The sequence below is a fragment of the Paenibacillus sp. GCM10027628 genome (assembly GCF_042676385.1).
Taxonomy (GTDB): Bacteria; Bacillota; Bacilli; order Paenibacillales; family NBRC-103111; genus Paenibacillus_E.
Window position 1 is genome coordinate 18,271 of record NZ_JBHTHA010000040.1, and the last position, 25,509, is coordinate 43,779.

Sequence of the window (25,509 nt, forward strand, 5' to 3'; positions counted from 1 at the left end):
TTATCTCTCCCCTTTAAGCTGTTTCTCTTTCGCCAGCAGATTCACTTCCGCTTCGGGAAGCTGCGTGTAATTCGGAACGAAGGTATGAACTTCCGCCTTCTCTCCTATGGCCAAGCGCGGATACGCCAACTGACCTACATATTGAGCCTCAATTCGATAGGGCAGCGTACTTACTGCTCCATTCCATTGCTGCGCGAAACCAGCGATCTGTTCGGAGAAACCTTCCGTTTCACCGACAAAAACAATCCTTTCGGGCGCATCGAGCCCGCTTATCCCCGCAGTGTCTTGCCGTAGCTCATCATGGGTCGCTAGGGCCAGAAGCTGCTCCGTCCATGGTTCCATGACCCGTATGCCATCTGGCATAATGGTTCGCCATATTTCGCCACGATCTTCATAAACCGCTGTGAAAGCCTGTTTTCTACGCGCATCCATAAGCGGAATGACCCATCTCACAGCAGCCTTGTTTGCTTCTACCTCTTTATCCTTGTTGCTTCCGCCGAGTGCCATTGCTTCCAGGCTTGAGACGCCGATCAGATCCAGACCTAGCGACCAGGCAAATGTTTTGGCCACAGATACGCCAATGCGGACTCCCGTGTAGGAACCGGGACCCTGACCTACCGCAACGGCATCCAAATCTCTGGGCCTCAGTTCCAGATCGGCAAGCAGTTTTTGGATATGGGGAAGCAGCCCGATGGAATGATTTCTTTCGGCATGGGAACTCAGTTCTCCGATTAATTGGCCGTTGCCCAGCACAGCTACAGTCAGTGACGATGTGGACGTATCGATAGCCAGGAGTCGTCCTCTGTGAATATTTGTCGAATCTGTCATTGTAAATGTCCGTTCTCCTTCATCTGTACGCACCAGTCCGTATACGGTGCCCCGTGCGGAATCAAGTGAAATACTCTGTTCTGCTCGCCGTGATGGGCGATGGTGATCGATAGCCTCTCAGGAGGCAACAGGTCTTCAATCAAGCTTGACCACTCAATCAACGTTACACCTGAGCCGTAAAAATAATCTTCCAGCCCCAGATCATCGGCCTCCGCTTGTGAAATGCGGTACATATCCATATGGTAAAAAGGAAGCTCGGCTCCCTCATATTCTTTCACAATGGTAAACGTTGGGGAATTTACAATTTCCGTGACACCCATGGCTCTTGCGAAGCCTTGTGAAAATCGGGTTTTGCCCGCCCCTAAATCGCCATCCAGCGTAATAACCGCTCCCGGCATCAAATAGGCAGCCAGCAGCTTTCCTAGTTGTTCCGTCTCTTCCTCATGAGAGGATTTGTATCTATATTCGGACTGAGTCAGCTTTCCTCATCCCTTTCTTTCGATTGCGCATGCTGCTCCTATTATAGTCCTCGTAAACCTGCCTTAGCAACATAGACCGCCTCCACATGACAAAAGAAGCCCACTCCCTAACAACGGAGCAAGCTTCTTTCGCATGGTTCCATTAATGAACTTCTTCCAACTCCCGCACGGCTACGGTCCGGGCATCAGCCGGATTTTGTTCAGCGTGAACTTTAGCTACCTCTTTCGCGGCATCAACACTGTCGATCCAAACAGGCAAGCCGTTCAATTCCACGTTAATTTTTTCATCCGCAGCTATGATCTCTTGGGCTCGATGAATGTTCATATCCCAATCTCCTTTCACTTAGCCTTTTCTATGGCTCGTCGATAACAGATTCCGGATGATCCATCGTATCCGTGGTCGAGGAATCGATCAATCCATTGTGCATAGTGACGTTTCCGCCTCCCAAGCCCTCGTTAATCATTCGGTCAATATCCATGAAATAATCTTCTTGCCCTTGATGATTCGTATCTTGGGCCGCATTCGGATCTTGCGCCATCCGAGAATCCCTCCTTAGTTTGTAGTCAGATCAACAACTTTAAGATGCCCTCTCTCTTCATAAAGAATTCTCTCAAATCATTGCCGTATAAAGGAATCGCATCAAGAGAATACTAGTCATGTGATATTTATTTGCCCGCTGGGGAGGGATTACGGATGCATACCGTCTGGAAAGGCGCAATCAGCTTCGGACTTGTTCATGTGCCGGTTAAAATGTTTTCTGCGACAGAAGACAAAGATATTTCTATGCGTTATATTCACAAGGCTTGTATTACGCCTCTAGCTTATGTGCGAAAATGCAATACTTGCGAGAAGGAAGTAGAGTGGGAAGAAATTGCCCGAGGTTATGAATATGAACCGGGACGGTACGTGCTTTTTGAAAAAGATGAGCTGGAGTCCATATCCGGGGAAGCGAATAAAGAAATTAAAATTTTGGATTTCGTCAATTTGACGGATATCGATCCGGTTTATTTTCAAAAAACGTATTACCTTGCACCTGGGGAAACGGGAGCCGGCGCCTATAGTTTATTGCTAGAATCGATGAAACAGTCGGGCAAAATCGGGATCTCCAAAGTATCGATTCGCTCCAAAAGCTCGCTGGCGGCTATTCGCGTTATCGATAATTGCCTTGCGATGGAAACGATTTTCTATCCGGATGAAATCCGCCCGATCAGCCAAGTACCCAATCTTCCCGAGCAAATCAATGTGAATGAACGGGAGCTTGAAATGGCCAAGATGCTGATCAACCAACTATCCACCCCTTTTGAACCGGAAAAATATAAAGATGAGTACCGAGGCCGCTTGATGGAAGCTATCGAGCATAAAGTGGCCGGAGAAGAAGTGCAAACCGCGCCGGAAGTGCAAAAAACAAGCGTCATCGATCTGATGGCCGCGCTGCAGGCAAGTCTTGATGCTACGAAACCCGCGGGCACAGTTGAAGCTGGCAAGATGACACTAGACCCGGACACAAGTGTAAAAGAAGTCAAGAAACCGAGATCCAGAGCTAAGAAAGAGAAGGTGCAAGAACCCGTCTCGTGAAACGCAAACAGCGCTGAACCTTGCCAGCCAAGGATTTAGCGCTGTTTTTCAAAGTTGAATCCGGGTTAATCTATACTGTTTCAACAAACAATTTATGGGGGGGTTAACGATTGGATTTTGAACCGATAGTCCCATTTGAGCCAATCAGTACAGAAGAATTACCTTTAGGCAATCATTTGACTAGCCAAATCAAATGGGATGGAGTAAGAATGTTATTATACTTTGATGGTAATATGACCAAGCTAATTAATCGAAGACGAAATGATAGAACTTTACAATATCCAGAGTTAACAAATCCACGACTTTTCTGCTCAGCAAATTCTGTAATATTAGATGGTGAGATTATTGCGCTGTCTCAAGGGAAGCCCTCTTTTTACGAAATAATGAGACGTGACAGTGTTAGAAAAATAAGCAAGGTTACTCAAGTGATGCATCAGGTTCCGATAACATATATGGTATTTGATATCCTTTATTTAAATGGAAGCTGGCTGACTGACCTAAATCTTAGAGAAAGACAAAATATACTACAAGAAATCATTAAGCCTAATCAACAAGTTCAATTAGTGACTAACCATCCGGATATTCAAGCACTCTTTAAAGTAGTGATGCAGCATGAGCTAGAAGGAATTATTATAAAAGACCTAAACAGTAGTTACTTAATAAACGGCAAAGATAAACGTTGGCAAAAGAAAAAAATATTTAAAGACCTATTTGCAGTTGTAGGCGGAGTTACCTACCGAGATAAAGTAGTTAACTCTCTTTTATTGGGTTTATACGATGATCTAGACCAACTCTGGTACATTGGTCATGCAGGTACTGGCAAACTCTCACATAAAGATTGGCAGCATGTAACGGAGATCGTCCAGGGCATACAGACTAAAGAGCGACCTTTTATTAATGAACCCGAAAGAGAAAAGGAATCCGTTTGGATAGAACCCCGGTTAGTTGTTAAAGTTAATTTTTTGGAATGGACACCAAACAAGACGCTAAGACACCCGAGTATTCAGTCTTTTATGGATATCAATATTAAAGATTGCAAAATACATCAAAATTAATATGTACCCATCGTCAATTGAAAGATTCAATCACGGAGGTGGTAAGGTACCGTCGTAATGATCACATCCTTATGCCTGAAAAGCCACGTACGAAGAAGAAACGCATTTTGGTTATGCAAAATATTGTGCCACCATCTTCTGGGGATAAACTGCGGCATGACGATATGAATATGGTCAGGCCTCCCGCCTTCTGATTTTTCGATTAATTGTATAAATCTTGATAGGGGTTCCAGAATAGAGCGATACGGACTCCTAAGCACAACTAACCGACAAGGATTTCCCCATTCGTCCCATTTCTTCTCCATATTCTCGATTGATACATCATCGAACCCAATATATACAGCGATGACCTCTGTGCCTAAACTTTTTGCAAAAGACAATGTATTGTTCACAACCCGATGCACACCGGAAACGAGTACTACGGAGATGATCCGATGTTCATCCGGACGTGTCTCTCTAGGGTCAATCCTTAATTCATCAGCAATTCGATTATAATGTTTTTTAATCAATATGGAGAATAGGATCAGAATGGGTAGCACAATGAGGACAACCCACGCACCGTCAATAAATTTAGTAACCGCAAAAATTGCAGCAACGATTGCCGTGATGATGGCGCCAATTAGATTTATTATATATTTCAAGCGCCACTTCGGACCTTTCTTTCGATTCCAAAGACGTAATAAGCCAATTTGCGCAACGGTAAATGAAAGAAAGACACCAATCGCATACAGTGGGATCAGGGCGTTTGTTTGCGCATGAAAAGCAAAAATCAGCAGAATGGCTAAACCAGCTAATAGCAGAATTCCATTGGAATAGCCTAACCGATCACCACGGTTTGTGAGTGCTCTAGGAAGGAACCCATCAGAGGCTACAATCGCAGATAACTGCGGGAATCCTGTGAAGGTGGAATTTGCCGCTAATATTAATACTATAAATGTTGACCAAATAATAATTTGATAAAGTATCCCGTGACCAAAGTAAGCTTCTGCTAATTGGGACAGCATTGTATTTTTGGGATCGACCGAAATACCTCTAACATAAAGATGGTAAGCAAAACCTAACAAGGTAATACCTGTTATAACTCCAAGAGCGATATACGTTTTTATGGCGCTCTTTTGCCGGGGCTCTCTGAAGATAGGAACCGCATTGGAGATCGTTTCTATACCCGTTAAAGCTGAACATGCTGAACTAAATGCCTTCAATAGCAGCAAAGTGGTCAAGCCTTGAGGAAATGTTCCTATGGGCGGCGTTGTGTTTTGAATAAATCCATGACTCGTTTCGTCAATAAAGCCAGTGGCGATTAATAAAAGCATGCATGCCATAAACAAAAAAGTAGGCCAGGCGAAAACAACAGCCGACTCTGCAACTCCTCTTAAATTGACAAGTACAAGCAAGAAGACGCAGAATATGGCCAGAACGGTTTCGTAAGGGGCGATTGCTTCGTAAGCAGAAGAAACAGCCTCTACGGCCGCGGATACGGACACGGCAACTGTAAGCACGTAATCAACAAGCAACGAGCTGGACGCAATCAAAGAAGGGTATGAAGTTTTAAAATTATCCTTAGCTATCGCATAGGCTCCGCCACCGCTAGGGTAAGCAATGACACCCATAATATACGATACAATGAGGATCCCCAAGAGAATAACCGTAGATGCAGTAATAGGCAATATAAACCACATTGCAGAAGGACCCAGACCTATTAATTCTGTAATCCCTGATTCAGGACCATAGGCGACCGATGAATACAGATCGGCAGAGAGGATTGGGAGAGCTAGTATCCAAAAAATCTTGGTATGTTGAGCATGAAGCTCTTTCGTACGCATAGGCCGACCAATAAATATCCGTTTAAAGTTGGTAAAATTCGAAAATGCATACCACATTGCAAGGACAGCAAGGACGATAAAAATGACTTCTACGACACGAGAGATATGATAATGCAAAAAGGTCACTTCCTTCCGTTCTCATTGTTTAATTACATATATTTTCTTCAGTTTAAATGGTTTACATACACATTAAGCAGATACTTATAGCTACATCAGCTTACTCTTGCATTAGAAACCTGTAGCCAATCCCAGGCTCCGTTTCGATAAATTTGGGTCTAGTCGGATCCTCCTCTAATTTCTTTCGCAAATGACCAATATAGATCCGCAAGTAATGACTATCCGATTCATGGTGATGCCCGCCCCAGACTTGTTGAAGCAACTGCCGTTGTGTGACAACCTTGCCGGCATTAGAGGCGAGTATTTTTAATAGATCGTATTCCGTCGGGGTTAGCTTCACCCGATGACCATCAAGTTCTACAAGCCGCTGTGCCAAATCGACCACTAGTTTTCCAAATTGAAGTATCGGTTCATTTGCAGATTTCGCAACATGCCGAAGCGCAACGCGAATTCTTGCAACCAGTTCTCCCATGCTGAAAGGTTTGGTCACATAGTCGTCGGCCCCGCTATCCAATGCTACAATTTTATCTTCTTCCCGATCTTTGGCTGTAAGCACGATAATCGGTATCCGCGACCATTCCCGAATCCGCTCCAAAACTTCCATGCCGGAAATATCAGGTAATCCGAGATCCAATACGATGAGGTCAGGATGAGTCATACTCGCTTGATATATGCCATCTTCCCCGTTTGAAGATTCAGTGATTTCGAAATGATGGGCTTGTAAGGTAACTTTCAGCAGCTTACGGATCTGAGGCTCATCATCGATGATTAAAATGCGAGCTCCATTCGGTGTTGTCATGTTATTCGCTATCCCCTTCCGGAGTTGATTGGCCAAGAATGTTAGAATTTCCTGTGGGAAGAGTGATGGTAATAATGGTACCCTTAACTTGGTTCGGCGCTGCCGTAATGGTTCCCCCATGGGCTTCAATGATTCCTTTGCAGATCGCGAGTCCCAAACCGGTACCCGGGACATGACTTGTCGCGACGGAACGATAAAATTTATCAAAAATCCGTTCATGGTCAGCAGGCTGAATGCCAATCCCGGAATCCGCTACGGTCATGATGACATGATCGCCGTCCTGCTTAACGGAAATCACAATCTGACTGCGATCAGGCGAATATTTGATTGCGTTACTGACCACGTTAACCAGCACTTGCTCAAGAAGCACCTCATCCCCCAATAAAAAAGGGGTTGGATTCGGCAGTAAGACACGGATTTCCCGATGCTGCTGGAAATCCTTCATTTGCGAGAGGACGACTCCAATGATATCTTCTACATCGCACCACTCTTTGCGCAACCTCAGCATTCCACTTTCCAATTTCACCATGCCGAGCAGGTTTGTCACTAACCGATTCATCCGTAAAGCACCGTCTCTAATGGTTGAAAGCAAATCAAGCCGATCTTCCGAAGAGAAGATGCGGTCTCCTTCGATTAAGCCCGTTGCCGATCCTATTATGGTTGCTAGCGGCGTACGTAATTCGTGAGAAACGGAATCTAGCAACGCCGTTCTGATTTTTTCCGATTCGGCGGTTAAATGGGCTAGTTTAGCCTCTTCGCCTAATTTCACGCGTGCGATAGCGCTTGCGGCTAGTCCTCCAATGGCCTCTAGCAGACGCAGATTTTCCGGAGTGGCCCCTTGGTCCCGATGATCTAGGTTTACAGCCAGAACGCCGTATACTCGCTCCTCCGTACGTAGTGGAACATACAGACCTGAAGATTCTCTTAGCGTGTTAGAGCCCTTACCGGCCAACTCTCCATGTTCATAAACCCATTTAGCGATCGCCATTTCCGATTCCCCTTTGCCCCAGCTTGAATGACTAGAGGAATAAGTCACTGCCTTCAACTCATCATGATGCTCAGGCAAGTAAATCGCGACTTGCGTGTTAATCGTAACGGATACTTGACGTAAAACGTTCTCCAGCAAAGTATTTAAGTCGGTAATAGCCGTCATTTGCCGGCTTAGCGCATAGAGAGATGAGGTGGTGGCCTCTCTTTGCTTTGCGAAGTTTAACTGTTGTCTTAATCGTGCAGCGAGGCTCGCTGTTAAAGCGGCAACTGCAAGATAGACGACAAAAGAAAACGTATACCTCAAATCGGCTACTGTAAAGCTGAGAAAAGGTGGGACAAAAAAGAAATCAAACGCAAGTACACTCGCGCTAGCCGCATAAAATGAAGGCCCAAGCCCCCAATAAACAGCGCTAAAAAGAACGGGAAACAAATAGATGAGCGCAATATTGACCGTTCCTAAACCTAATCCGAAAGTATGTAAGATTAAGGTCAGCATTACAATGAAAAGGGTTACCCCTAAATAAGGCTTCCAAGAGAAATTACGCGTCGAGTAGGTTGAAACTTCCCTTTCTAAGGCGACTTTAGGTTTACCTGGAATCACATGAATGCTGATCCCATGACTGTTACGGATCACCTGTTCAACAACCGAACTGCGAAACCATTCTACAACACGTGGACGATTGGGTTTACCTATGATGATTTGCTTCACGTTACGGTTACGTGCTAAAGACAGCAACTCCTCCGCAACGCGGTTACCGGTAATGGAAATAACTTCAGCACCCAGTTCTTCGGCTAACTGTAAGTTGCCTGCCAACTGATGTTGTTGTCTCTCGCTCCCCGGCATCACTTGCGGAGTTTGCACATAGACGACCATCCATTCCGATTTCAGACTTGCGGCCATTTGCCGTCCCAACCGAATGAGTTGAGAGGAGAAGGGGCTTGCACTTACGCAAACCATCACTTTCTCCGCGACAGGCCAAGGACCTGCAATGTCCTCGGATTGCATATATTGTTCAAGCTGGCTGTCTAAACGCTGCGCGGCATAGCGAAATGTCATTTCCCGCAGCGCATTGATATTCCCGATTCGAAAAAATCGGTGCAGCTCTTCTTTTTTGTTGTCATTAAAAGAGGAAGTATGGAATCTCCCAATCACTTCTTCCGTCGGGATATCGACTACCTGAATTTGATCCGCTTGTTCCAAAAAGGTGTCAGGGACGGTTTCGGTAATTTTCCATCCTATAATTTGAGTGACAGTATCATTTAAACTCTCAACATGTTGAATGTTGAGTGTGGTATATACGTCTATCCCTTGTGAAAGAATGGCTTCTACGTCGAAATAACGTTTTGGCTTCAGGGCACCCGGAGAATTCACATGTTCGAGGTTGTCAATCACAACTAGCTTGGGGTGCCTCTTGATAATTTCTTCTGTGTCCATTTCAAACGATTTGTTACCTTGATATTGAATGGAACGAGGTGATACGGACGGAAACATCCCCTGAGCCGCCAATTGCTGCGTATCCGGATATTGTTCAGCTTCCACCCAGCCAAGCAGAACATCTATCCCCTTATCTCTTTGTTGCTTTGCTGCCATAAGCATGGCATAGGTTTTGCCTACGCCAGGCGCAGCGCCTAGAAATAAAGTTAATTTCCCTCTATCTTTACGCGATGAAACCATTCTAGTCACATCCTGAATAAACGCTTGTATTTAAATCCATTATAATGCGATATTGGGATCAAAATCCGCTACAATTAAAATATCCATATGCCTAGAATGACGAATTAGCCGTTTGACTACAGAACCTTTCCATAACTCTTCCCAGAAAGAAAGTTTAGATTGACCGATAACCAGCTGTGTGGTTTCTACCTCATCCGCTTTCGATGACAAGACGTCTGCGATTTGCTTGGGATTTTGACACCTATGAACAATAAATTTTCCACCTAATCTGACCGTTAACCTTTCCATAGCTTCGAGTCTTTGCTTTAGTTCGTCAGGAAGCGTCTCCCCGACATGTACATAATTGACATACCAAGCGGCTTTTAACCTGTAGGCGGTTCGGAAGCCGCGTCGAATTAATCGTTCCGCATGCGGTGTACGGTTCACACATACATAGATGACTTCTTTTCTTCTCCACGGACCTCGGAGCGAGCTTTTTCGTTCCAATGACTCCAACCTCTCATCGACATCATCGGCAATTTCACGAAGGGCAAGTTCACGCAAGGCAATGAGGTTGCCCGTTTTAAAAAAGTGACTTAACGCTTGATCGACCTTGGCCATGGCATAAATTTTACCCTCCCGCATCCGCTGCTGCAAGGCTTCCGGAGCGACGTCAATTAACTGAACTTCATCCGCCATTTGGAGGATATTATCCGGCACTGTTTCTCTAACTCGTATCCCGGTTATTTGTTCTACAGCATCATTCAAGCTCTCCAAATGCTGGACATTCACTGTTGAAATCACGGATATTCCCGCGTCCAGAATCTCTAACACATCTTCATATCTTTTTTTATTTCTGCTCCCGGGGACATTGGTATGGGCAAGCTCATCTACCAACACAACTTCTGGGCAATTCCGGATAATCGCTTCGGTATCCATCTCCTCAAGTAGAACGCCGTGGTACACAATGTTTTGACGCGGAATGACTTTCAAGCTCCCCATCTGGGCTATTGTCTCCTGGCGATTGTGCGTTTCCAATAGGCCAATTTGGACATCGATGCCTTTTTTCAGATGGTCATTTCCTTCTCGCAGCATCATATAAGTTTTCCCTACGCCGGGTGCGGCTCCTATATACACTTTAAATTTGCCACGCTTGATTTTACCGATTTTTTCCGCCACTTCTTGCTCGCTCAATCGCCGATATCTCTGCTGTTCTTTGGCGGACACAATTTTAGCGGGAAGAATCCGTTCGCCCTCATGTTCAGCCCGATCGGCTACCAGAAATACATCAATATTTTTGGTGATTTTCAAAAGATCGTTCACAATCGAGCCCTGCCAAAATTCTTGCCATCTCGTATGTTTGGTATGCCCCATGACGATACGTGTAACATGATGACTGATCGCATATTGGACGATTGTTTTTGGAATGCATCGGCGCTTCTGGAAGGGCAACTCTTCAAACTCGCCCCCTACTTTCTCTACAAGTTTAATCATGCTCCTGCGGAATGTTATCGCTTCTTTCGATAATGGTTTCTTAAAATTACGGAAGGTGACCACGACAAGATCTCCATTGAGTCGTTTGGCAATTTGCTGGCCTCTCCGAACATAAATCGAGCCATTCCAGTGGTATTGTGTAGATACAAGAATTCTTTCTGCGGCTCCGGATGGGCCCACGAGTCCCATTTCTTCACGGTGCTCTTTCAAAGACTCATTGACATCCTCGGCAACTAATCGAAGAGCCAGCTCACGCAAAACTCCTAAATTGCCGCGCTTGAAGACCGAAGCATCTTTGTTTACTTTCAGATGCCCTTCGGCAAGCCGGTTTAATATCGTTTCCGGGGTCACGTCGATCAGTCTCACCTCATCGGCCAACTCCAGCGTATCGACAGGAACGGTGTGCTCAACTTCGATCCCCGTTAATTTTTGAGCCAGTTCTGTGTAACCTTCCAATTCGTACACATTAACCGTCGTTATCACACTAATCGCATGAGAAAGTAAAAACTTGATATCCTCTATCCGTGTCGGGAAACGGGCGTCCTCCCGATTTCGATGGGCCAGCCCATCAACGAGAACGACTTCAGGATTCCTCTCTACTAACGCGTCCAAATTTAAATCTTTGAATTCAACGCCGTCTTTCGACCAATGAATACTAGGGACTCTCTCCAAATCCCCCAATTGTTCGACGGTCTCGGGTCTTTGAAGCGTTGAAACAGCGCAGATCACGACATCGATTCCATGCTGCCTCAAGGCGTGCCCTTCCCGCAGCATATGATACGTCTTGCCGGAACCGCTCACCGGACCGATATAGATTTTCAAAGTCCCACGGTGGAGCTTGGAAATAGAGTGCAAGATCTCCTCTGGCGTCTTCCTTTTAAAACTTTCCAAAGCTCATTTCCCCCTTTATTAAAAGTTGAATGACAACGGAGAAAGCCACTCCCACTTGCTCGGGAGCGGCCGTGTGATCACAGCTTCACTTGCTTCATCAACTCGATGTTTAATTCGGTCACGTTCACTCGGGGCTCACCGAATACACCAAGCTGCCGGCCTTTCGTATGAGCTTCAATGATTTGATTTATTTGCTGCTCACTAATTCCCGTTTCCCGGCTGATTCTCGTAACTTGCGCTTTGGCCGCTTCCGGAGACAAGTCCGGATCAAAGCCGGAGCCGGAGCTCGTGACCAAATCGGCGGGAATGTCCTTCAAATCCGGATTATCCTTCTTGATTTCGTCGACTTGATCAGCAATCCCTTTCACATAATCCTCGGAAGCGACTGCCATATTGGAACCGGCTGAAGCGGTAGGATCATACTTGGCATTCGATGCTCTGGGATGAAAAAGCTTTGGCGACTGGACGCTTTGAGCCAATAATTCCGAACCGATAATTTGGCCGCCCGACTCAATCAAACTTCCGTCAGCTTGCTTAGGAAAAATAGCTTGAGCAGCCCAGGTTGTAACCAGAGGATAAATCAGTCCGCAGAGCAGCATCAGCACTACGGATACACGGATAGCGGTCAGTATCATTTTCATATTTTCATTCTCCTAACTACTCTTTTTAAGCGATGTGAAGGCCAAAAAGCACGAGATCAATAAGTTTGATGCCTATAAACGGAACAATAACGCCACCGAACCCATAAATGAGAACGTTTCGCGTAAGCAGCCTATCGGCTGACACGGCACGATATTTCACGCCTTTCATGGCTATCGGTATAAGCAGCGGGATAATGATCGCATTGAAGATCAATGCAGAAAGAATCGCAGACTGCGGCGAAGCTAAATGCATGATATTTAGCGCTTGAAGCTGGGGCATCGCCAAAATGAACATGGCTGGTATAATCGCAAAATATTTGGCGATATCATTGGCAATAGAGAATGTGGTCAAGGCCCCGCGCGTGATCAGCAACTGCTTCCCAATGGAAACGACAGATAGCAATTTCGTCGGATCAGAGTCCAAATCGATCATATTGGCAGCCTCTTTGGCAGCCATTGTCCCCGAGTTCATGGCTAACCCGACATCCGCTTGAGCCAAAGCCGGGGCATCGTTCGTACCGTCGCCGGTCATCGCGACCAGCTTGCCTTCCTGCTGCTCTTTTTTAATCGCGGCGATTTTATCCTCAGGCTTCGCTTCGGCAATGAAATCGTCCACACCCGCCTCTAGCGCAATCGTAGCCGCCGTAAGCGGATTGTCGCCTGTACACATAATCGTTTTGATCCCCATCGCTCTCAGCTCTGCGAATCTTTCTTTCAGTCCTGGCTTTACCGTATCTTTCAAGTAAATGACACCATAAATGCGTTCGTTAATAGCTACGGCGAGCGGCGTTCCTCCGGCTTTCGCAATCCGGTTTGCGATCTCATCCAAGTCGCTTGGCGTGGTGCCGCCTTTTGATAAAATATGTTTCTTTATCGCATCAACTGCACCTTTACGGATTTGTATGCCATTCGATAAGTTCAAACCGGACATTCGAGTTTCAGCCGTAAATTCAACGACATCAGCATCTTTATACTCACTTTCAGCCCACGCCTCCCCGAGCTTTCCCGCTAGTTCTACGACAGAACGACCTTCCGGCGTTTCATCCATAACGGAAGCTTTGAGCGCTGCAAAAGTCATTTCTTTGGTTGATACGCCTTTAACAGGAAGGAACTCGGATGCCATCCTGTTTCCATACGTAATCGTACCTGTCTTATCCAAGATGAGCGTGTCAATGTCACCTGCAGCTTCTACAGCTTTACCGGACATGGCCAGTACGTTAAATTGTGTTACGCGATCCATACCCGCAATCCCGATTGCAGAAAGCAACCCGCCGATCGTAGTCGGTATCAAACAAACCAGCAGGGCGATTAAAGTGGCTAAATCAAGATGTACATTCAGATACTGTGCCATTGGAACCATTGTGATGATAACAATAAGAAAAATAAGCGTTAATACGGCAAGCAATGTTGTTAAGGCGATCTCGTTCGGCGTTTTTTGCCGTTTGGCTCCTTCAACAAGTGAAATCATACGATCCAGGAACGATTCGCCGGGGTCGGTCATCACCTTCACGACAATGTAGTCGGAGGCCACGCGTGTTCCTCCAGTAACCGAGGAAAAATCACCGCCTGCTTCCTTAATGACTGGGGCGGATTCACCGGTTATCGCCGATTCGTCGATGGATGCAAGTCCTTCAATGATTTCTCCATCCGTAGGGATTATTTCGCCGGCATCCACACGGACAATATCCCCTTTTTTCAACTGCGTAGAAGAAACTTGCTTGTAGGATCCGTCTTTTTGAACAAGCTTTGCCATCGTTTCGGATTTGGTTTTCCTTAGTGTATCCGCCTGTGCTTTGCCCCGACCTTCGGCCAGCGCTTCAGCAAAGTTTGCAAATAATACTGTGAACAACAGGATGAAAAATACAGCGATATTATAGCCACGATCTACATTTGTAGCAACAAAGAGATCCGGCTTGAAAGATAACAATAAGGTGATGAGTGTACCTACTTCGACAATAAACATAACCGGGTTTTTAATCATGATCGCCGGGTTTAACTTTTTAAAGGCATCGATGCTTGCTTGTGATACGATTTCCTTCGTCAATGTTTTCTTACGTTCAATAGCCATATAGATCCTCCTAAACTAACCCCACAAAGTGAAGAATGCCTTCCAAGCTTATTCCAGTTACTTTGCGGGGGCCCCAATTTTCTCTTAATGCGGCATTGCCAAATGTTCAGCAATTGGTCCCAATGCGAGTGCAGGGAAGAAAGTGAGCGCCCCGATTACGAGAATGATCATGATTAAAATCCCCGTAAATAAAGGGGTATTCGTCCGCAGAGTCCCTGTAGTTACCGGAACAACTCGCTTTGTTGCAAGAGATCCTGCGATCGCAAGCATCGCAATCATGGAAACATACCGCCCAAACAACATGACAAGTCCTATGCCAACATTGTAAAAATTCGTATTTGCGTTCAGTCCGGCAAATGCAGAACCGTTGTTAGCTGCGCCAGATGTAAAGGCGTATAGTACTTCAGAAAGACCATGCATGCCTGGATTAGAAATTGAAGCGATCGATTCTGGGCGCATTAGTGCCAAAGCCGTCGGCGCAAGAATGATTAATGGGTGGACAAGAAGCGCGATTGAGGCTAATTTTACTTCCTTACCTTCAATCTTTTTACCGAGAAATTCCGGCGTACGTCCTACCATCAAACCGCATATGAAAATGGATAAAATGAGATACAATAAACCATTCAGCAGCCCTACGCCTTTTCCGCCAAAAACGTTATTGAGCATCATTTCCGCAAGGGCTACAAAGCCACCCATTGGTGTTAACGATTCATGCATATTGTTTACAGAACCTGTTGTCGCGGCTGTGGTCACCGCTGTGAATAACGAGGATTCGGACAGTCCGAACCGGACTTCTTTGCCTTCCATATTTCCATGAACGCCCATCGAATCCATAGCAGAAACTCCACGATACTCAGATACAAAAACTGTTGTCAGCATGACTAGAAATATGAAACCCATGGCCGCGAATACGGCCCAGCCTTGCTTTTTATTTCGGATCATCAGTCCAAAAGCATAGACGAGCGCGGTCGGCAGCAGCATCATACAGACGATGTGTACCAAGTTGGTTAGCGGAGTTGGATTTTCAAAAGGATGCGCCGCGTTTGTACCGAACCACCCGCCTCCATTCGTTCCGATATGCTTGATAGATTCAAGCGATGCCACCAAACCTCTGGTAATTGTTTGTTTGGCCCCTTCCAGCGTGGTAGCATCTACTGCACCTTGCAGTGTTTGCGGTACGCCTTGGAACACCAAGAACAATGCGACAATGAAGCTAAGCGGTAAGAATATACGTGTAATCGAACGAACTAAATCTACATAAAAGTTGCCGAGATTATCTTGACGACCAATTAACCCGCGGATGAAAGCGATCGCCACTGCAAAACCGGTTGCCGCCGATGTGAACATCGGGAACGTAATCGCAAGCAATTGCGACAAATACGAGAGAGCATTTTCTCCGCTATAAGACTGCCAGTTGGTATTGGTAATAAAAGATACTGCCGTATTAAACGCTTGTGCTGTCGGCATATTGTCAATTCTATCCGGATTTAACGGCAAATATTTTTGCAACCGCAGGACAAGATACATAAGAATCAGCATAATGAAATTTGAAAGAAGCATTGCGCCCAAATATGCTTTCCAACCCATTGATTCCTCTTCGCGAACGCCCATGACTCGATAGGTTACTCGCTCAAACGGGCCGAAAACGCGGTCCAAACCTGTCTTTTTATAATCAAATACTTTTACCAGATAGCTCCCCGCCGGCTTAACCAATAACATGATGATAATCAGCGTTATGGCTACCTGTACGAATCCCATGCCCATGTTATGATATCCTCCTCATTCAATGAAGCAATTGTCTCATCTTTAAAATTTTTCTGGCTTTACTAAAACATATCCAAGGTACAAAATCAGGACAAACGCAATGATTCCAATGATCATCATGAAACTACCTCCTCACCGGTACAATGAAATCTTAATACGGTTCGGTGTAAAAAGGGGGTAAATAAATCTTGCTCTAGGTGTAAAAAAAACATAAAAAAAGCCTTGGAGCAGTGAATCTCTACGCTCAGGCTTCAAGAATGAATTATTGGAGACAGGATAAACTAACTGCATAGGAATCGGGGTTTCAACAATAGACTAAGGGAGCTTTTCATCATGACAATCGAAGAAGGTATTCAGCGAGTAGACGAAGCTAGTCAAAAAATGGTTGAAGCAAACACACTAATCAATGATGCAATCATGAACTCATTTCTATTTACTTGGAGATGGTGGCTTGGGATTGCTTTATTTATACTTCCATGGATAGTTTGGATTATATATAGAAAGAGAGAAAGCACGGCAAGATTTTTTTTGGCCGGGCTTTCCTCCATTATATTGGGCATTTTAATCGACAAATTTGCAATAGCCTTGGGGATATGGTCATACCCGATAAAATTTATTCCTAATTCGGGTTTTACTCTTCTTCCCTTTCAATATTCTATGCTTCCGGTAGGCGTTATGTTTGCTCTTCAATGGAAACCTAACATGAATCCGTTTTTAAAGGGGATTCTTATGGGAGGATTTTCAGCTTATATCGTTGAACCCATCTTCACTCAGATGCGTTTTTATAATCCAAAAAATTGGCTCTATACCTACGATGTCTTTATCTATTTTACTATTTTTATGGTGGCTTACTGGATAAGTAACATGAGCGCCTGGGGACCAATAAGATCGGACAATAAGGCTGATCGCAGCCTTGAGCTCACTCTTCATTCATTAGGCAGAAAGCAAAAGGCAAAATAAAATGAACCTTACGCATGCACCACATTAAGCACCAAATGCTTGTCAATAATAATTTCAAAAGAACATTCTCATCGTTTTCTAATAAAGCGGGCTGCCTCCTTGCAAGCCAACGGTTTCCCTTTCCTATAGCAAATAATAGGAGACTTTATGTCTGCTATACTGTGTTCAGGCAACAAAGCCACACACAATACTAGGAGGGAAACTACTATGAAATTACAACATACATGGGGCAAGCGTTTGGCAATCATGACTATCGGAGCAACCATCGCCATCTCAGGAGGGGTAATCAGTAGTCCCCAGCCTACACAGGCTGCTACGGTGTCCGCATCGACAAAAGCTAATCAAATTATTTCTTTAGGTGAAAGATATATGGGTACACCTTATAAGTTCGGTTCCCAAGTCGGACAAACTCGGACATTTGACTGCTCGACGCTTACGAAATTTATTTATGGTAAATACGGCATTAACCTGCCTCGGACAGCAGCGCAGCAATCAAAGGTAGGTACTTATGTTTCGAAGAATAACTTGAAAAAAGGCGATCTCCTGTTCTTCTCCGTTCCTGGTCGTCCCGGCGTAGGTCACGTTGGCGTCTACCTCGGAAACAACAAAATGTTGAACACTTACGGTGCAGGCGGTGTTAGAATTTCTCCGCTTAATTCGTATTGGAATTCTCACTACATCACAGCGCGCCGTGTCATCAAGTAAGAGAATGAAAAACAAAGTAGAGACTGTCCTCAGTGGCAGTCTCTTTTTTCATTGCTGCGTACCGGCAGGAAGCCAGTGAATAAACAATGTTCCTTTGCAAACAATATAACTGGTATTTCAAGAAAAGGAGGACAGCAAATGGTAAATGTACTAGAAACAGCAATGGATATCATTAAATCAATGACAGATCAAGATGAAAACCAGCCGCTTCATGTCGGAGAAGTAATGGGATGCTGGCTTTATATGGCCGGCTTGGAATTGGCGAAAGTAACCGTTCAAGCTGGAATCAGCACCACTTCCGATCATGAACTGAAATTTATACTTGAAGAAGATTCGAAACTCGGCGCCAGCCAAAGGGAACGGCTTCAACAATTCATGCTTGAACAAGGACTTACCTTACCTAATGCCCCAGAAGATATGCCAACATCGGATCCTAACAGCATTCCTCTCGGCGTAAAATTAACGGACAACGTGCTAGCCAACGAGTTATCTCTAAAAATCGCCAGTTTGATCTTGCAGGCTGCCAGCGTAGCTACACAGTCTATACGCACAGACGTCGGTTTATTGTTTATTCAATTCCAAGGTGAGAAATTAGCTTTTGCGGCAAGATTGAAACAATTAATGCGCAAACGCGGTTGGATCAATATGCCTCCATTTTATCTGCCACCCGGTTCTCTTTCGTGATTCCATCAAGGGTTGGACCGAACAATTCCTGAAGAAAGCAATTATAAGGGTTAAGTCAAGCAAAACATCCACATTGGATATGCTTATCTAATAGCCAATGTGGATGTTTTTCTATTTTAAAGAACCAAGGTCTCTAAATAGAGAACATTTTGACGCATTTGGTGGGTAAATGACCACCAATCAGGCTTCGAACGAATAAAATTCCATAATTAGCGACGATTGTTCGTTGTTTATGGACTTTTGTTCTTTCGAGCCCCGAAATGGCTATTTCTCCGAAATTTAGCGTCAAACTTGTTCACTAATAACGACCTTTGTTCTTTGTCAAGCGGGTAACCCGAAGGTTACCCCTCATTTCTTTGAAAGTGACCGAAGGTTGCATGATGTGAAATCGAATCTGCGGAAGAGCGAGCCAAAAGGACTAGGCGATTAGCTCCCGATATTGCGTCCCGCGGGTCTTTATTAGAGAACCGTCGTTCCAACGATGAAGCCAGAACCAGCGGATTATACACAATAAAGCGCCATCCCCGAGTCTTTCGACCTATGGGATAGCCCTCTTCATGTTCAATGCTTACGCGAAAAACTTCACACGGTCTTCAAGCGGGCTAAATTCTTTCGTGCCCGGCTCAAAAGTTGGTTTACCAAATGGCATTTGTGCAATCAGTTTCCACTCGCTTGGCAGATTCCAAGTCGCTTTCACTTCTTCGTCAATCAGTGGATTGTAATGTTGAAGGGAAGCGCCCAGACCTTCTTGCTCCAGAGCCGTCCAAATCACGAATTGCAGCATACCCGAAGATTGGTTGGACCAGATCGGGAAGTTGTCTGCGTAGGCTGCAAATTGCTTTTGCAAACCTTCAACCACGTTTTGATCTTCGAAGAACAACACAGTGCCGGAGCCGCTGCTGAAACCGTTCACTCGCTCTTCCGTTGGCGCAAAGCTGTCCGCAGGAACGATTTTTCTCAATGTTTCTTTGGTGATGTTCCACAATTTATCTGATTGTTCGCCGAATAGGACGACAACGCGTGCGCTTTGTGAATTNAATAGGACGACAACGCGTGCGCTTTGTGAATTGAATGAGGAAGGTACATGCTTCACCGCTTCGTTAACGATCTCTTGAATGCGCTCATTCGAAACGACTGTTTCCTTGCTCAAACCATAATATGTGCGTCTTTCTTTCACTGCAGCCAAAAATTCTTTACCCATCTTCCATTCCTCCACTTTCTATTTTGGTTTTTTCAACCATAAGATAGTAAATATGAAATTTAATAATAAATTCATATTAACTTTTAATTTAGTTGTTACTAACTATTTGTTATTAACTTTTATTATTATGCTCCCTATTCACCTATTCTGTCAACCCCTATTTTTCACTCGTCCTTCCGTGTTTGAGATCTCCTCCGCCAGGGAATAATCAGGGGAAACGGGCAAATTAGGAGGAGTCGGTACGATGGCGGTTACAACCAAAGGAACACTTATCGTAGAAGGAAATGAGCTGACGATTACGAACCCCGGCAAGCCATTGTGGCCGGAAGCCGGTATTACCAAGGCCGATTATCTGGCCAAACTGACAGAGCTTTCCCCTTATTTGCTGCGATATTGTCGAGACCGCCACTTGACGACCATTCGCTTCCCGCATGGCTACAACGACAAGTCGTTTTATCAAAAAAACGCCCCGGAGCCCACTCCTCCTTTCGTTAAGCTGGCGCCTCTGGACGGCATTAATTATATAAACATGGACTCTTTATCCACTCTTGTTTGGCTCGGCAACCTGGCTTGTCTGGAGTTCCATCCTTCTTTTCATCGGATTGGCGAGACACTTCCTGCAGAATGGGTCATCGATATCGATCCATCCTTGGAAGAAGAGCCGCGCATTATGGAAGCTGCGCATATTATCGGTGAAGTGCTGGATGCTTTGCGCATTCAATCCATTGCCAAGACGTCAGGCGCAACGGGCGTCCAAATTTACATTCCGATTCGACATGGATATACATTTGAGCAATTAAGAAAAATCGGTCATTTTGTGGGAGCTTTTGTCGTAAAGAAATATCCCAATCTCTTCACCATCGAGAGGTTCAAGAAAAACCGCGGAGACAAAATTTACGTCGATTATCTCCAGCACTGGTACGGCAAAACGCTTTCGGCCCCCTACACGCCACGCGCCAAAAAGGATGCCTCCGTCTCCACTCCCCTGTTATGGAAAGAGGTCGAGCTGCATCCAAGTCCTCGCGAATTTAATTTAAATACGATAATCGACAGAGTTCGGCGAATGGGAGATCTCATCGAGACGGTCCCTCAGCAAAATTTGGACGCCATCCTGGAGAGATTGTAGCCGCACGCAACGCGAACTAGAACAATGGGGACAGCATCCGGGCAATAATCTCTTTCGCTTTTTCCAAACGGGACCGCTTCTCAAACTCAGCCAGCTTTAATTCCTCGCATTCTTTTAAATCTTGTAGAAAATCAAATTCTAATCGCTCGATGACGTCCTTATTGAACATCACCGCATTCAGCTCAAAATTGCTGAAGAAGCTCCGCATATCCATATTCGCTGTGCCAACCGTTGCCATAAGATGATCGATGATCATCACTTTGGCATGCATAAAACCTTTTCGGTACAAGAAGATACGTACTCCCGCCTGCATGAGCTCCAATAAATAAGACCTTGTTGCATACTGCACGATGCGTGAATCCGCTTTGTAAGGAAGAATCATGCACACATCCACACCGCTAACCACGGCCGTTTTGAGCGCCATCGTGATGCTTGGATCCGGTATGAAATAAGGGGTTGTCAAGAAAACCCGCTTCTTGGCCGCTACAATTCCAGCAAAAAACATCTCCTGTATAGCATCCCAGTGCGCATCGGGACCGCTTGAAATCACCTGAACAAGAGAAGCTGCAGGGTAAGCATGCTCCGGAAAGAGCGTATCCTCGCTTATCCGATTCCCGCTGACAAACAGCCAGTCGGTCAGAAACGTCTGCTGCAAATAATAAACAGCATCCCCGTTCAACTTCAAATGAGTGTCCCGCCAAAAACCGAGCTTAGGATCAGCTCCCAAGTACTCATCCCCGATATTGATGCCGCCAAGAAAGCCTACGGCTCCGTCCACAACAACGATTTTACGATGATTGCGATAATTCATGCGTTTATCGAAGAATGCAATCAGCGGCGGCAGAAAGGGATGGACCTCGATACCTGCCTGCTTCAACTTTTGGATATAGTCGCCGGAGAGGCTATAGCTCCCGATCCCGTCATAAATAACCCTAACTTTAACCCCCTCATTCGCCTTACGGATCAAAGCTTCTTGAAAAGTCTTCCCCGTCGCATCGTGCCGAATCGTATAGAACTCAAAATGGATATGTTTCTTGGCTTGTTTGATGGATTCAAGCATGGATGCATATGTCGCTTCCGCATTCGTCAATACCTCAACTTGATTGTTCGGCGTAATGGGCGACCCCGGAATGTTAAGCAGTAGCCCGCACAGCCGCGGCTCCTCATACAATTCGTAAAAGCTGGAATGCTCCGAACGGTCTAACATAGCTACATGGTTCATCAGCTGATGCTGTCTTTCCGCTATTTTGCGCGGTCCCTTGCGGCGCACCATTTTACGCTGCGAATATTCTTTTGCCAAAAAGTAATACATGATGAATCCGATTACTGGAAAAATAAACATGACAAGCAGCCAGGCAACCGTTTTCGCAGGTCGTCGGTACTCACCGATCAGAATGGTTGCTGTCTGAAATATGAATAGCAGCAGCACAATCACGATCCACAAACGGCTTCATCTCCTCTGGCACATTGACCGTATTTGCAAGTGGTATGTGGTAAGTGTTAGTAGCTTCTGCCAAGAGATGCGCAAGTATACCCTGAGCCACTTTCCATAACGATTGAGCAAAACTTTCCAACTTTCGTAATAAAATCCTGTCATTAAGCAGAATATAATAGCGGATTCCTATGATTTCATTATTTTCATTTGGGCAGGAGGTGCAACCATCATGAGCAACGCGTCCAAAGAATTAATGAAACGTATCCTGCGCAGGCGACAACCCGACCAGTCAAAAGGCGCTGGTGGTATGGATGAGCTCACCGATTCTCTTGATTACCACTTCATCGAAGAGCTGAAGCAAACCAAGCTTTCCCTTCTCCTGGATGACAATCATTCCTTCATTAAGGAGATGTTTTATGACTGCTCAGATGTCGTCGTTCGGGAATTCGAGATCGAACCGAAGATTCCCGCCCTGCTTTTATTCGTGGACGGGCTCGCCAATACAGAGCTATTGAACGACACGATGAAATCGCTCATGCTGCTCGGAGGCGGTGAAACCGCTATTGAACGTATCGTCGGCTCGATTCTCCCTGTATCGCAAACCCAAGTCTCCGACAATTACGGTGACCTTCTCGTTTCCGTGCTGAGCGGCGACACAGCGCTCCTGGTCGAGGGCAATGCGAAGGCCGTACTCTTGGGCATTCGCGGTACGGAGAAACGCTCCGTCGGGGAGCCGGAGACGGAAACCGTCGTACGCGGACCGAAGGAAGGGTTCGTAGAGAGCCTTCGCACGAACACGTCGATGATCCGCCGCAAGCTAAAGACGCCTAGGTTAAAGATGAAATCGATGAGCATCGGCAAGGAAAGCAACACGAGTCTGGTCGTGTGCTACATGGATGATCTGGCGATGCCCTCGCTCGTCGAGGAGGTGGTCAAGCGGCTGGAGCTTATTCATATCGATGCCATTCTTGAATCCGGCACGATCGAAGAATTAATTCAAGACGACGCCTATTCGCCTTTTCCGCAGGTCCAGTATACGGAGCGGCCAGACGTCATCGCTTCAGCGCTGCTGCAAGGACGCGTAGCCATCATCGTCGACGGCACGCCTTTTGTGCTGGTCGTACCGTTTGTATTTATGCAAATCATGCAAGCAAGCGAGGATTATTATGAACGTTTTCAGATTTCTACGCTGTTGCGCTTGCTGCGATATGTTTTCCTGTTCCTTTCACTGACGACACCGGCCTTGTACGTTGCGATTACGACTTACCATCAAGATCTTCTGCCAACAACACTCATGCTTAGTGTGGCCGCCGCGCGGGAAGCCATTCCCTTCCCTGCTGTCGTCGAAGCCTTCATTATGGAGATCACGTTCGAGGCCCTTCGTGAAGCCGGCATCCGGCTGCCTAAAGCCGTCGGCTCCGCCGTCAGCATTCTAGGGGCCCTCGTTGTCGGGCAAGCTGCCGTTCAGGCCGGCATTGTTTCGGCGCCTATGGTCATTGTCGTCTCCATAACGGGAATCGCTTCTTTCACGATCCCGCGCTACAACGGCGCTATTGCCATAAGAATGCTGCGATTTCCCATTCTCATTGCGGGCGCTCTTTTCGGCTTCTACGGCATCTTCATTTCGTTAATGCTTTTACTCGGCCATTTGGCCAATCTGCGTTCTTTTGGAGTCCCTTATTTATCTCCATTAGGGCCTTTATCTACCGGTGACTTGAAAGATACGCTCATTCGCGCCCCTTGGTGGAAAATGGAGAAGCGTCCGGAATTTATGGCTTTACAGGATGCTCAACGAATGGACAGTAAACTGCCCGAGCAAATCATGAGAGATGGAGGCATAGATGGCAGCCAAATTCAACATGAGCATAAGGCAAGCGAGGAGGGCAAGCAGAATGGGAAATCTTAAGCGGAGAGTTCCTCAACTGATGACTCTCTGCATATGGATGACTCTCCTGACGGGCTGCTGGGATCGTGTAGAAACCAACGATATGGCTTTCGTACTCACTTCATCCGTGGATTTGGAGGAGGACGGCAAGTATCGTGTTGCCTATTTGTTTCCCCTTCCCGGCTCCATGGGCGGAGCAACCGGTGGCGGGGGCGGCACGGGCGGGGGCAAAAGTTACTACATCGATGCCGAGACAGGGACTACGATTCGCGAAGCGTCCAGCAAGCTGCAAAAGCGAATGTCCCGCAAAATGTTACTTTCACATCGACGAACCATCGTCATAGGCGAGAAGTTGGCTAAAGCGGGAATCCATAATCTTTTCGATGCGGTCCCCCGCACGCCGGATAGCCGGTTGACCTGTTATCTGATTGTGACCAAAGGCAATGGCTATGAGCTGCTCAATGCTGAACCCAAGTTTGAGCGCTTTCCGGCAGAAGTCATTCGGGAATTAACCAAATCCCGGCAATCGATCCCTACTACAACAAAGGATATCGGCATCGCCCTTAGTTTTAACAGCGATCCCATTATGACCTATCTCGAAAAAGCGGAAAGCCAATCGGCCAAGAAGCCCTCGCAAGAAATTCAGCTAGCCGGCTATGGCCAGTTCAAGGGCACGCAAATGGTCGGAATTTATAAGAATCAGGAAGCGAATGGACTCTTATGGCTTCGAAATAACGTCAAGGAGCATACCCTCACTTTTCCAATGGATAATGGGAAGGTCATGTCTATACTCGTAACGGGCGGCCGCTCCTCCATTCAGCCCCAAGTGAGTGGTGATCAAGTCACCTTTCAGGTCACCCTGGACGCATTCGGGATTGTTCGAGAGGATAATTCCGGACAAGATCTGAACGAATCCAAGACTCTACATAAGGTAGAACGTAAATTCGCGGAGCAAATTAAGAAGTCCATTCAAGCTACAGTTAAGCAAATGCAAAAGGAAGACACGGATTCTGCTCAGCTGGGTCTCCTCGTTTGGCGGAAGTATCCTTATGCTTGGAAGCATGGTTTGGAGGAGAATTGGCCGAAGATATTTAAAAAAGCGGAATTTCGGATCTCGGTCGAAACATCCATCGTAGAGACAGGTCTGATCAACCAAAATATCGTGAAGGAAGCGATGCATCAGTGAATCCATTTTTCCTGCTCTGCTTTTTTCCCATCCTGCTAGCAAGTCTGCTAATCGACAGAAAAAAGCTGAACGAACAAAAAACAAGGGTCAAAGCTACGTATGGGATCGTTACATTCCTTACATTCACGCTGCTGATAACCAAAATGTT

The 25,509-nt window shown here is 45.9% G+C and carries 22 protein-coding genes; 8 read left to right on the forward strand and 14 right to left on the reverse strand.

Features of this window, described 5'->3' with window-relative positions:
* The 4 genes from tsaB to ACFQZT_RS26230 all read right to left on the reverse strand — a co-directional run bounded on the left by tsaB (window position 1) and on the right by ACFQZT_RS26230 (window position 1,846).
* Window positions 1-828 (reverse strand): tRNA (adenosine(37)-N6)-threonylcarbamoyltransferase complex dimerization subunit type 1 TsaB, encoded by an 828-nt coding sequence (gene tsaB, locus ACFQZT_RS26215; protein ID WP_379304767.1) that lies wholly within the window; start codon window positions 826-828, stop codon window positions 1-3.
* Window positions 825-1,307: a tRNA (adenosine(37)-N6)-threonylcarbamoyltransferase complex ATPase subunit type 1 TsaE gene (tsaE, locus tag ACFQZT_RS26220; RefSeq protein ID WP_379304822.1), complete on the reverse strand. Its 483-nt coding sequence runs from the start codon at window positions 1,305-1,307 to the stop codon at window positions 825-827. Before tsaE ends, tsaB begins: the two co-directional genes overlap by 4 nt.
* 142 nt (window positions 1,308-1,449) lie before the next feature.
* Window positions 1,450-1,632, reverse strand: a complete 183-nt coding sequence (locus ACFQZT_RS26225; protein ID WP_379304769.1) for an H-type small acid-soluble spore protein — start codon at window positions 1,630-1,632, stop codon at window positions 1,450-1,452.
* A 28-nt stretch (window positions 1,633-1,660) separates the two neighbouring features.
* The gene (locus tag ACFQZT_RS26230) at window positions 1,661-1,846 is read right to left on the reverse strand and encodes a hypothetical protein (RefSeq protein WP_379304771.1); all 186 of its coding nucleotides are present in this window, start codon (window positions 1,844-1,846) and stop codon (window positions 1,661-1,663) included.
* A gap of 155 nt (window positions 1,847-2,001) precedes the next feature.
* Between ACFQZT_RS26230 and ku the strand changes: the two genes are divergently transcribed.
* Window positions 2,002-2,883, forward strand: coding sequence for a non-homologous end joining protein Ku (gene ku, locus ACFQZT_RS26235; RefSeq protein ID WP_379304773.1), 882 nt, complete (start codon window positions 2,002-2,004; stop codon window positions 2,881-2,883).
* Between the two features lie 110 nt (window positions 2,884-2,993).
* Window positions 2,994-3,938, forward strand: a complete 945-nt coding sequence (locus ACFQZT_RS26240; RefSeq protein ID WP_379304775.1) for an ATP-dependent DNA ligase — start codon at window positions 2,994-2,996, stop codon at window positions 3,936-3,938.
* A gap of 26 nt (window positions 3,939-3,964) precedes the next feature.
* Here the strand turns inward: ACFQZT_RS26240 and ACFQZT_RS26245 are convergent, their stop codons facing one another.
* The 8 genes from ACFQZT_RS26245 to ACFQZT_RS26280 form a co-directional block, all read right to left on the reverse strand.
* Window positions 3,965-5,818, reverse strand: a complete 1,854-nt coding sequence (locus ACFQZT_RS26245; protein WP_379304824.1) for an APC family permease — start codon at window positions 5,816-5,818, stop codon at window positions 3,965-3,967.
* A 160-nt stretch (window positions 5,819-5,978) separates the two neighbouring features.
* Window positions 5,979-6,677 (reverse strand): response regulator, encoded by a 699-nt coding sequence (locus tag ACFQZT_RS26250; protein ID WP_379304777.1) that lies wholly within the window; start codon window positions 6,675-6,677, stop codon window positions 5,979-5,981.
* A gap of 1 nt (window position 6,678) precedes the next feature.
* On the reverse strand, window positions 6,679-9,342 hold the full coding sequence (locus ACFQZT_RS26255; protein ID WP_379304779.1) for an ATP-binding protein: 2,664 nt from the start codon (window positions 9,340-9,342) through the stop codon (window positions 6,679-6,681).
* Window positions 9,343-9,381: 39 nt separating this feature from the next.
* The gene (locus ACFQZT_RS26260) at window positions 9,382-11,706 is read right to left on the reverse strand and encodes a histidine kinase (RefSeq protein ID WP_379304781.1); all 2,325 of its coding nucleotides are present in this window, start codon (window positions 11,704-11,706) and stop codon (window positions 9,382-9,384) included.
* Between the two features lie 77 nt (window positions 11,707-11,783).
* Window positions 11,784-12,347 (reverse strand): potassium-transporting ATPase subunit KdpC, encoded by a 564-nt coding sequence (gene kdpC, locus ACFQZT_RS26265; RefSeq protein WP_379304783.1) that lies wholly within the window; start codon window positions 12,345-12,347, stop codon window positions 11,784-11,786.
* A gap of 25 nt (window positions 12,348-12,372) precedes the next feature.
* Window positions 12,373-14,415, reverse strand: a complete 2,043-nt coding sequence (kdpB, locus tag ACFQZT_RS26270; RefSeq protein WP_379304785.1) for a potassium-transporting ATPase subunit KdpB — start codon at window positions 14,413-14,415, stop codon at window positions 12,373-12,375.
* 84 nt (window positions 14,416-14,499) lie between these two features.
* Window positions 14,500-16,173 (reverse strand): potassium-transporting ATPase subunit KdpA, encoded by a 1,674-nt coding sequence (kdpA, locus tag ACFQZT_RS26275; protein WP_379304826.1) that lies wholly within the window; start codon window positions 16,171-16,173, stop codon window positions 14,500-14,502.
* A 48-nt stretch (window positions 16,174-16,221) separates the two neighbouring features.
* A complete protein-coding gene (locus tag ACFQZT_RS26280; protein ID WP_379304828.1) occupies window positions 16,222-16,299 on the reverse strand; it encodes a potassium-transporting ATPase subunit F in 78 nt (25 codons plus the stop codon).
* 213 nt (window positions 16,300-16,512) lie between these two features.
* Here ACFQZT_RS26280 and ACFQZT_RS26285 point away from each other — a divergent pair, with 213 nt between their 5' ends.
* From ACFQZT_RS26285 to ACFQZT_RS26295, 3 genes are all read left to right on the forward strand, one after another.
* Window positions 16,513-17,139 carry a CBO0543 family protein gene (locus ACFQZT_RS26285; protein ID WP_379304787.1) on the forward strand — a complete coding sequence of 209 codons (627 nt, stop codon included), beginning with the start codon at window positions 16,513-16,515 and terminating at the stop codon, window positions 17,137-17,139.
* A gap of 207 nt (window positions 17,140-17,346) precedes the next feature.
* Entirely contained in the window at window positions 17,347-17,844 is a 498-nt protein-coding gene (locus tag ACFQZT_RS26290; RefSeq protein WP_379304789.1) for a C40 family peptidase, read from the forward strand.
* Between the two features lie 138 nt (window positions 17,845-17,982).
* The gene (locus ACFQZT_RS26295; RefSeq protein ID WP_379304791.1) at window positions 17,983-18,528 is read left to right on the forward strand and encodes a DUF3231 family protein; all 546 of its coding nucleotides are present in this window, start codon (window positions 17,983-17,985) and stop codon (window positions 18,526-18,528) included.
* Between the two features lie 568 nt (window positions 18,529-19,096).
* On the opposite strand, the gene ACFQZT_RS26300 is transcribed toward ACFQZT_RS26295, so the two are convergent.
* Window positions 19,097-19,729: a nitroreductase family protein gene (locus tag ACFQZT_RS26300; protein ID WP_379304793.1), complete on the reverse strand. Its 633-nt coding sequence runs from the start codon at window positions 19,727-19,729 to the stop codon at window positions 19,097-19,099.
* Window positions 19,730-19,973: 244 nt separating this feature from the next.
* Between ACFQZT_RS26300 and ligD the strand changes: the two genes are divergently transcribed.
* Window positions 19,974-20,855: a non-homologous end-joining DNA ligase gene (gene ligD, locus ACFQZT_RS26305; RefSeq protein ID WP_379304795.1), complete on the forward strand. Its 882-nt coding sequence runs from the start codon at window positions 19,974-19,976 to the stop codon at window positions 20,853-20,855.
* A gap of 16 nt (window positions 20,856-20,871) precedes the next feature.
* On the opposite strand, the gene cls is transcribed toward ligD, so the two are convergent.
* Window positions 20,872-22,299, reverse strand: a complete 1,428-nt coding sequence (cls, locus tag ACFQZT_RS26310) for a cardiolipin synthase (RefSeq protein WP_379304797.1) — start codon at window positions 22,297-22,299, stop codon at window positions 20,872-20,874.
* Window positions 22,300-22,597: 298 nt separating this feature from the next.
* Here cls and ACFQZT_RS26315 point away from each other — a divergent pair, with 298 nt between their 5' ends.
* Together ACFQZT_RS26315 and ACFQZT_RS26320 are read left to right on the forward strand one after the other, a co-directional pair.
* Window positions 22,598-24,196 (forward strand): spore germination protein, encoded by a 1,599-nt coding sequence (locus ACFQZT_RS26315; RefSeq protein ID WP_379304830.1) that lies wholly within the window; start codon window positions 22,598-22,600, stop codon window positions 24,194-24,196.
* On the forward strand, window positions 24,183-25,361 hold the full coding sequence (locus ACFQZT_RS26320) for a Ger(x)C family spore germination protein (protein WP_379304799.1): 1,179 nt from the start codon (window positions 24,183-24,185) through the stop codon (window positions 25,359-25,361). Before ACFQZT_RS26315 ends, ACFQZT_RS26320 begins: the two co-directional genes overlap by 14 nt.
* Window positions 25,362-25,509 lie beyond the last annotated feature (148 nt).

What these genes read in the sequence shown, in the direction of transcription:
- ACFQZT_RS26295 (WP_379304791.1), top strand. Translation starts at nt 17,983, where the DNA reads ATGGTAAATGTACTAGAAACAGCAATGGATATCATTAAATCAATGACA.
- ACFQZT_RS26285 (WP_379304787.1), top strand. Translation starts at nt 16,513, where the DNA reads ATGACAATCGAAGAAGGTATTCAGCGAGTAGACGAAGCTAGTCAAAAA.
- kdpA (WP_379304826.1), bottom strand. Translation starts at nt 16,173, where the DNA reads ATGGGATTCGTACAGGTAGCCATAACGCTGATTATCATCATGTTATTG.
- kdpB (WP_379304785.1), bottom strand. Translation starts at nt 14,415, where the DNA reads ATGGCTATTGAACGTAAGAAAACATTGACGAAGGAAATCGTATCACAA.
- ACFQZT_RS26245 (WP_379304824.1), bottom strand. Translation starts at nt 5,818, where the DNA reads ATGTGGTATGCATTTTCGAATTTTACCAACTTTAAACGGATATTTATT.
- ACFQZT_RS26250 (WP_379304777.1), bottom strand. Translation starts at nt 6,677, where the DNA reads ATGACAACACCGAATGGAGCTCGCATTTTAATCATCGATGATGAGCCT.
- kdpC (WP_379304783.1), bottom strand. Translation starts at nt 12,347, where the DNA reads ATGAAAATGATACTGACCGCTATCCGTGTATCCGTAGTGCTGATGCTG.
- ACFQZT_RS26320 (WP_379304799.1), top strand. Translation starts at nt 24,183, where the DNA reads ATGGGAAATCTTAAGCGGAGAGTTCCTCAACTGATGACTCTCTGCATA.
- ACFQZT_RS26255 (WP_379304779.1), bottom strand. Translation starts at nt 9,342, where the DNA reads ATGGTTTCATCGCGTAAAGATAGAGGGAAATTAACTTTATTTCTAGGC.
- tsaB (WP_379304767.1), bottom strand. Translation starts at nt 828, where the DNA reads ATGACAGATTCGACAAATATTCACAGAGGACGACTCCTGGCTATCGAT.
- ACFQZT_RS26315 (WP_379304830.1), top strand. Translation starts at nt 22,598, where the DNA reads ATGGATGAGCTCACCGATTCTCTTGATTACCACTTCATCGAAGAGCTG.
- ligD (WP_379304795.1), top strand. Translation starts at nt 19,974, where the DNA reads ATGGCGGTTACAACCAAAGGAACACTTATCGTAGAAGGAAATGAGCTG.
- ACFQZT_RS26280 (WP_379304828.1), bottom strand. Translation starts at nt 16,299, where the DNA reads ATGATGATCATTGGAATCATTGCGTTTGTCCTGATTTTGTACCTTGGA.
- ACFQZT_RS26230 (WP_379304771.1), bottom strand. Translation starts at nt 1,846, where the DNA reads ATGGCGCAAGATCCGAATGCGGCCCAAGATACGAATCATCAAGGGCAA.
- ACFQZT_RS26290 (WP_379304789.1), top strand. Translation starts at nt 17,347, where the DNA reads ATGAAATTACAACATACATGGGGCAAGCGTTTGGCAATCATGACTATC.
- ACFQZT_RS26225 (WP_379304769.1), bottom strand. Translation starts at nt 1,632, where the DNA reads ATGAACATTCATCGAGCCCAAGAGATCATAGCTGCGGATGAAAAAATT.
- ku (WP_379304773.1), top strand. Translation starts at nt 2,002, where the DNA reads ATGCATACCGTCTGGAAAGGCGCAATCAGCTTCGGACTTGTTCATGTG.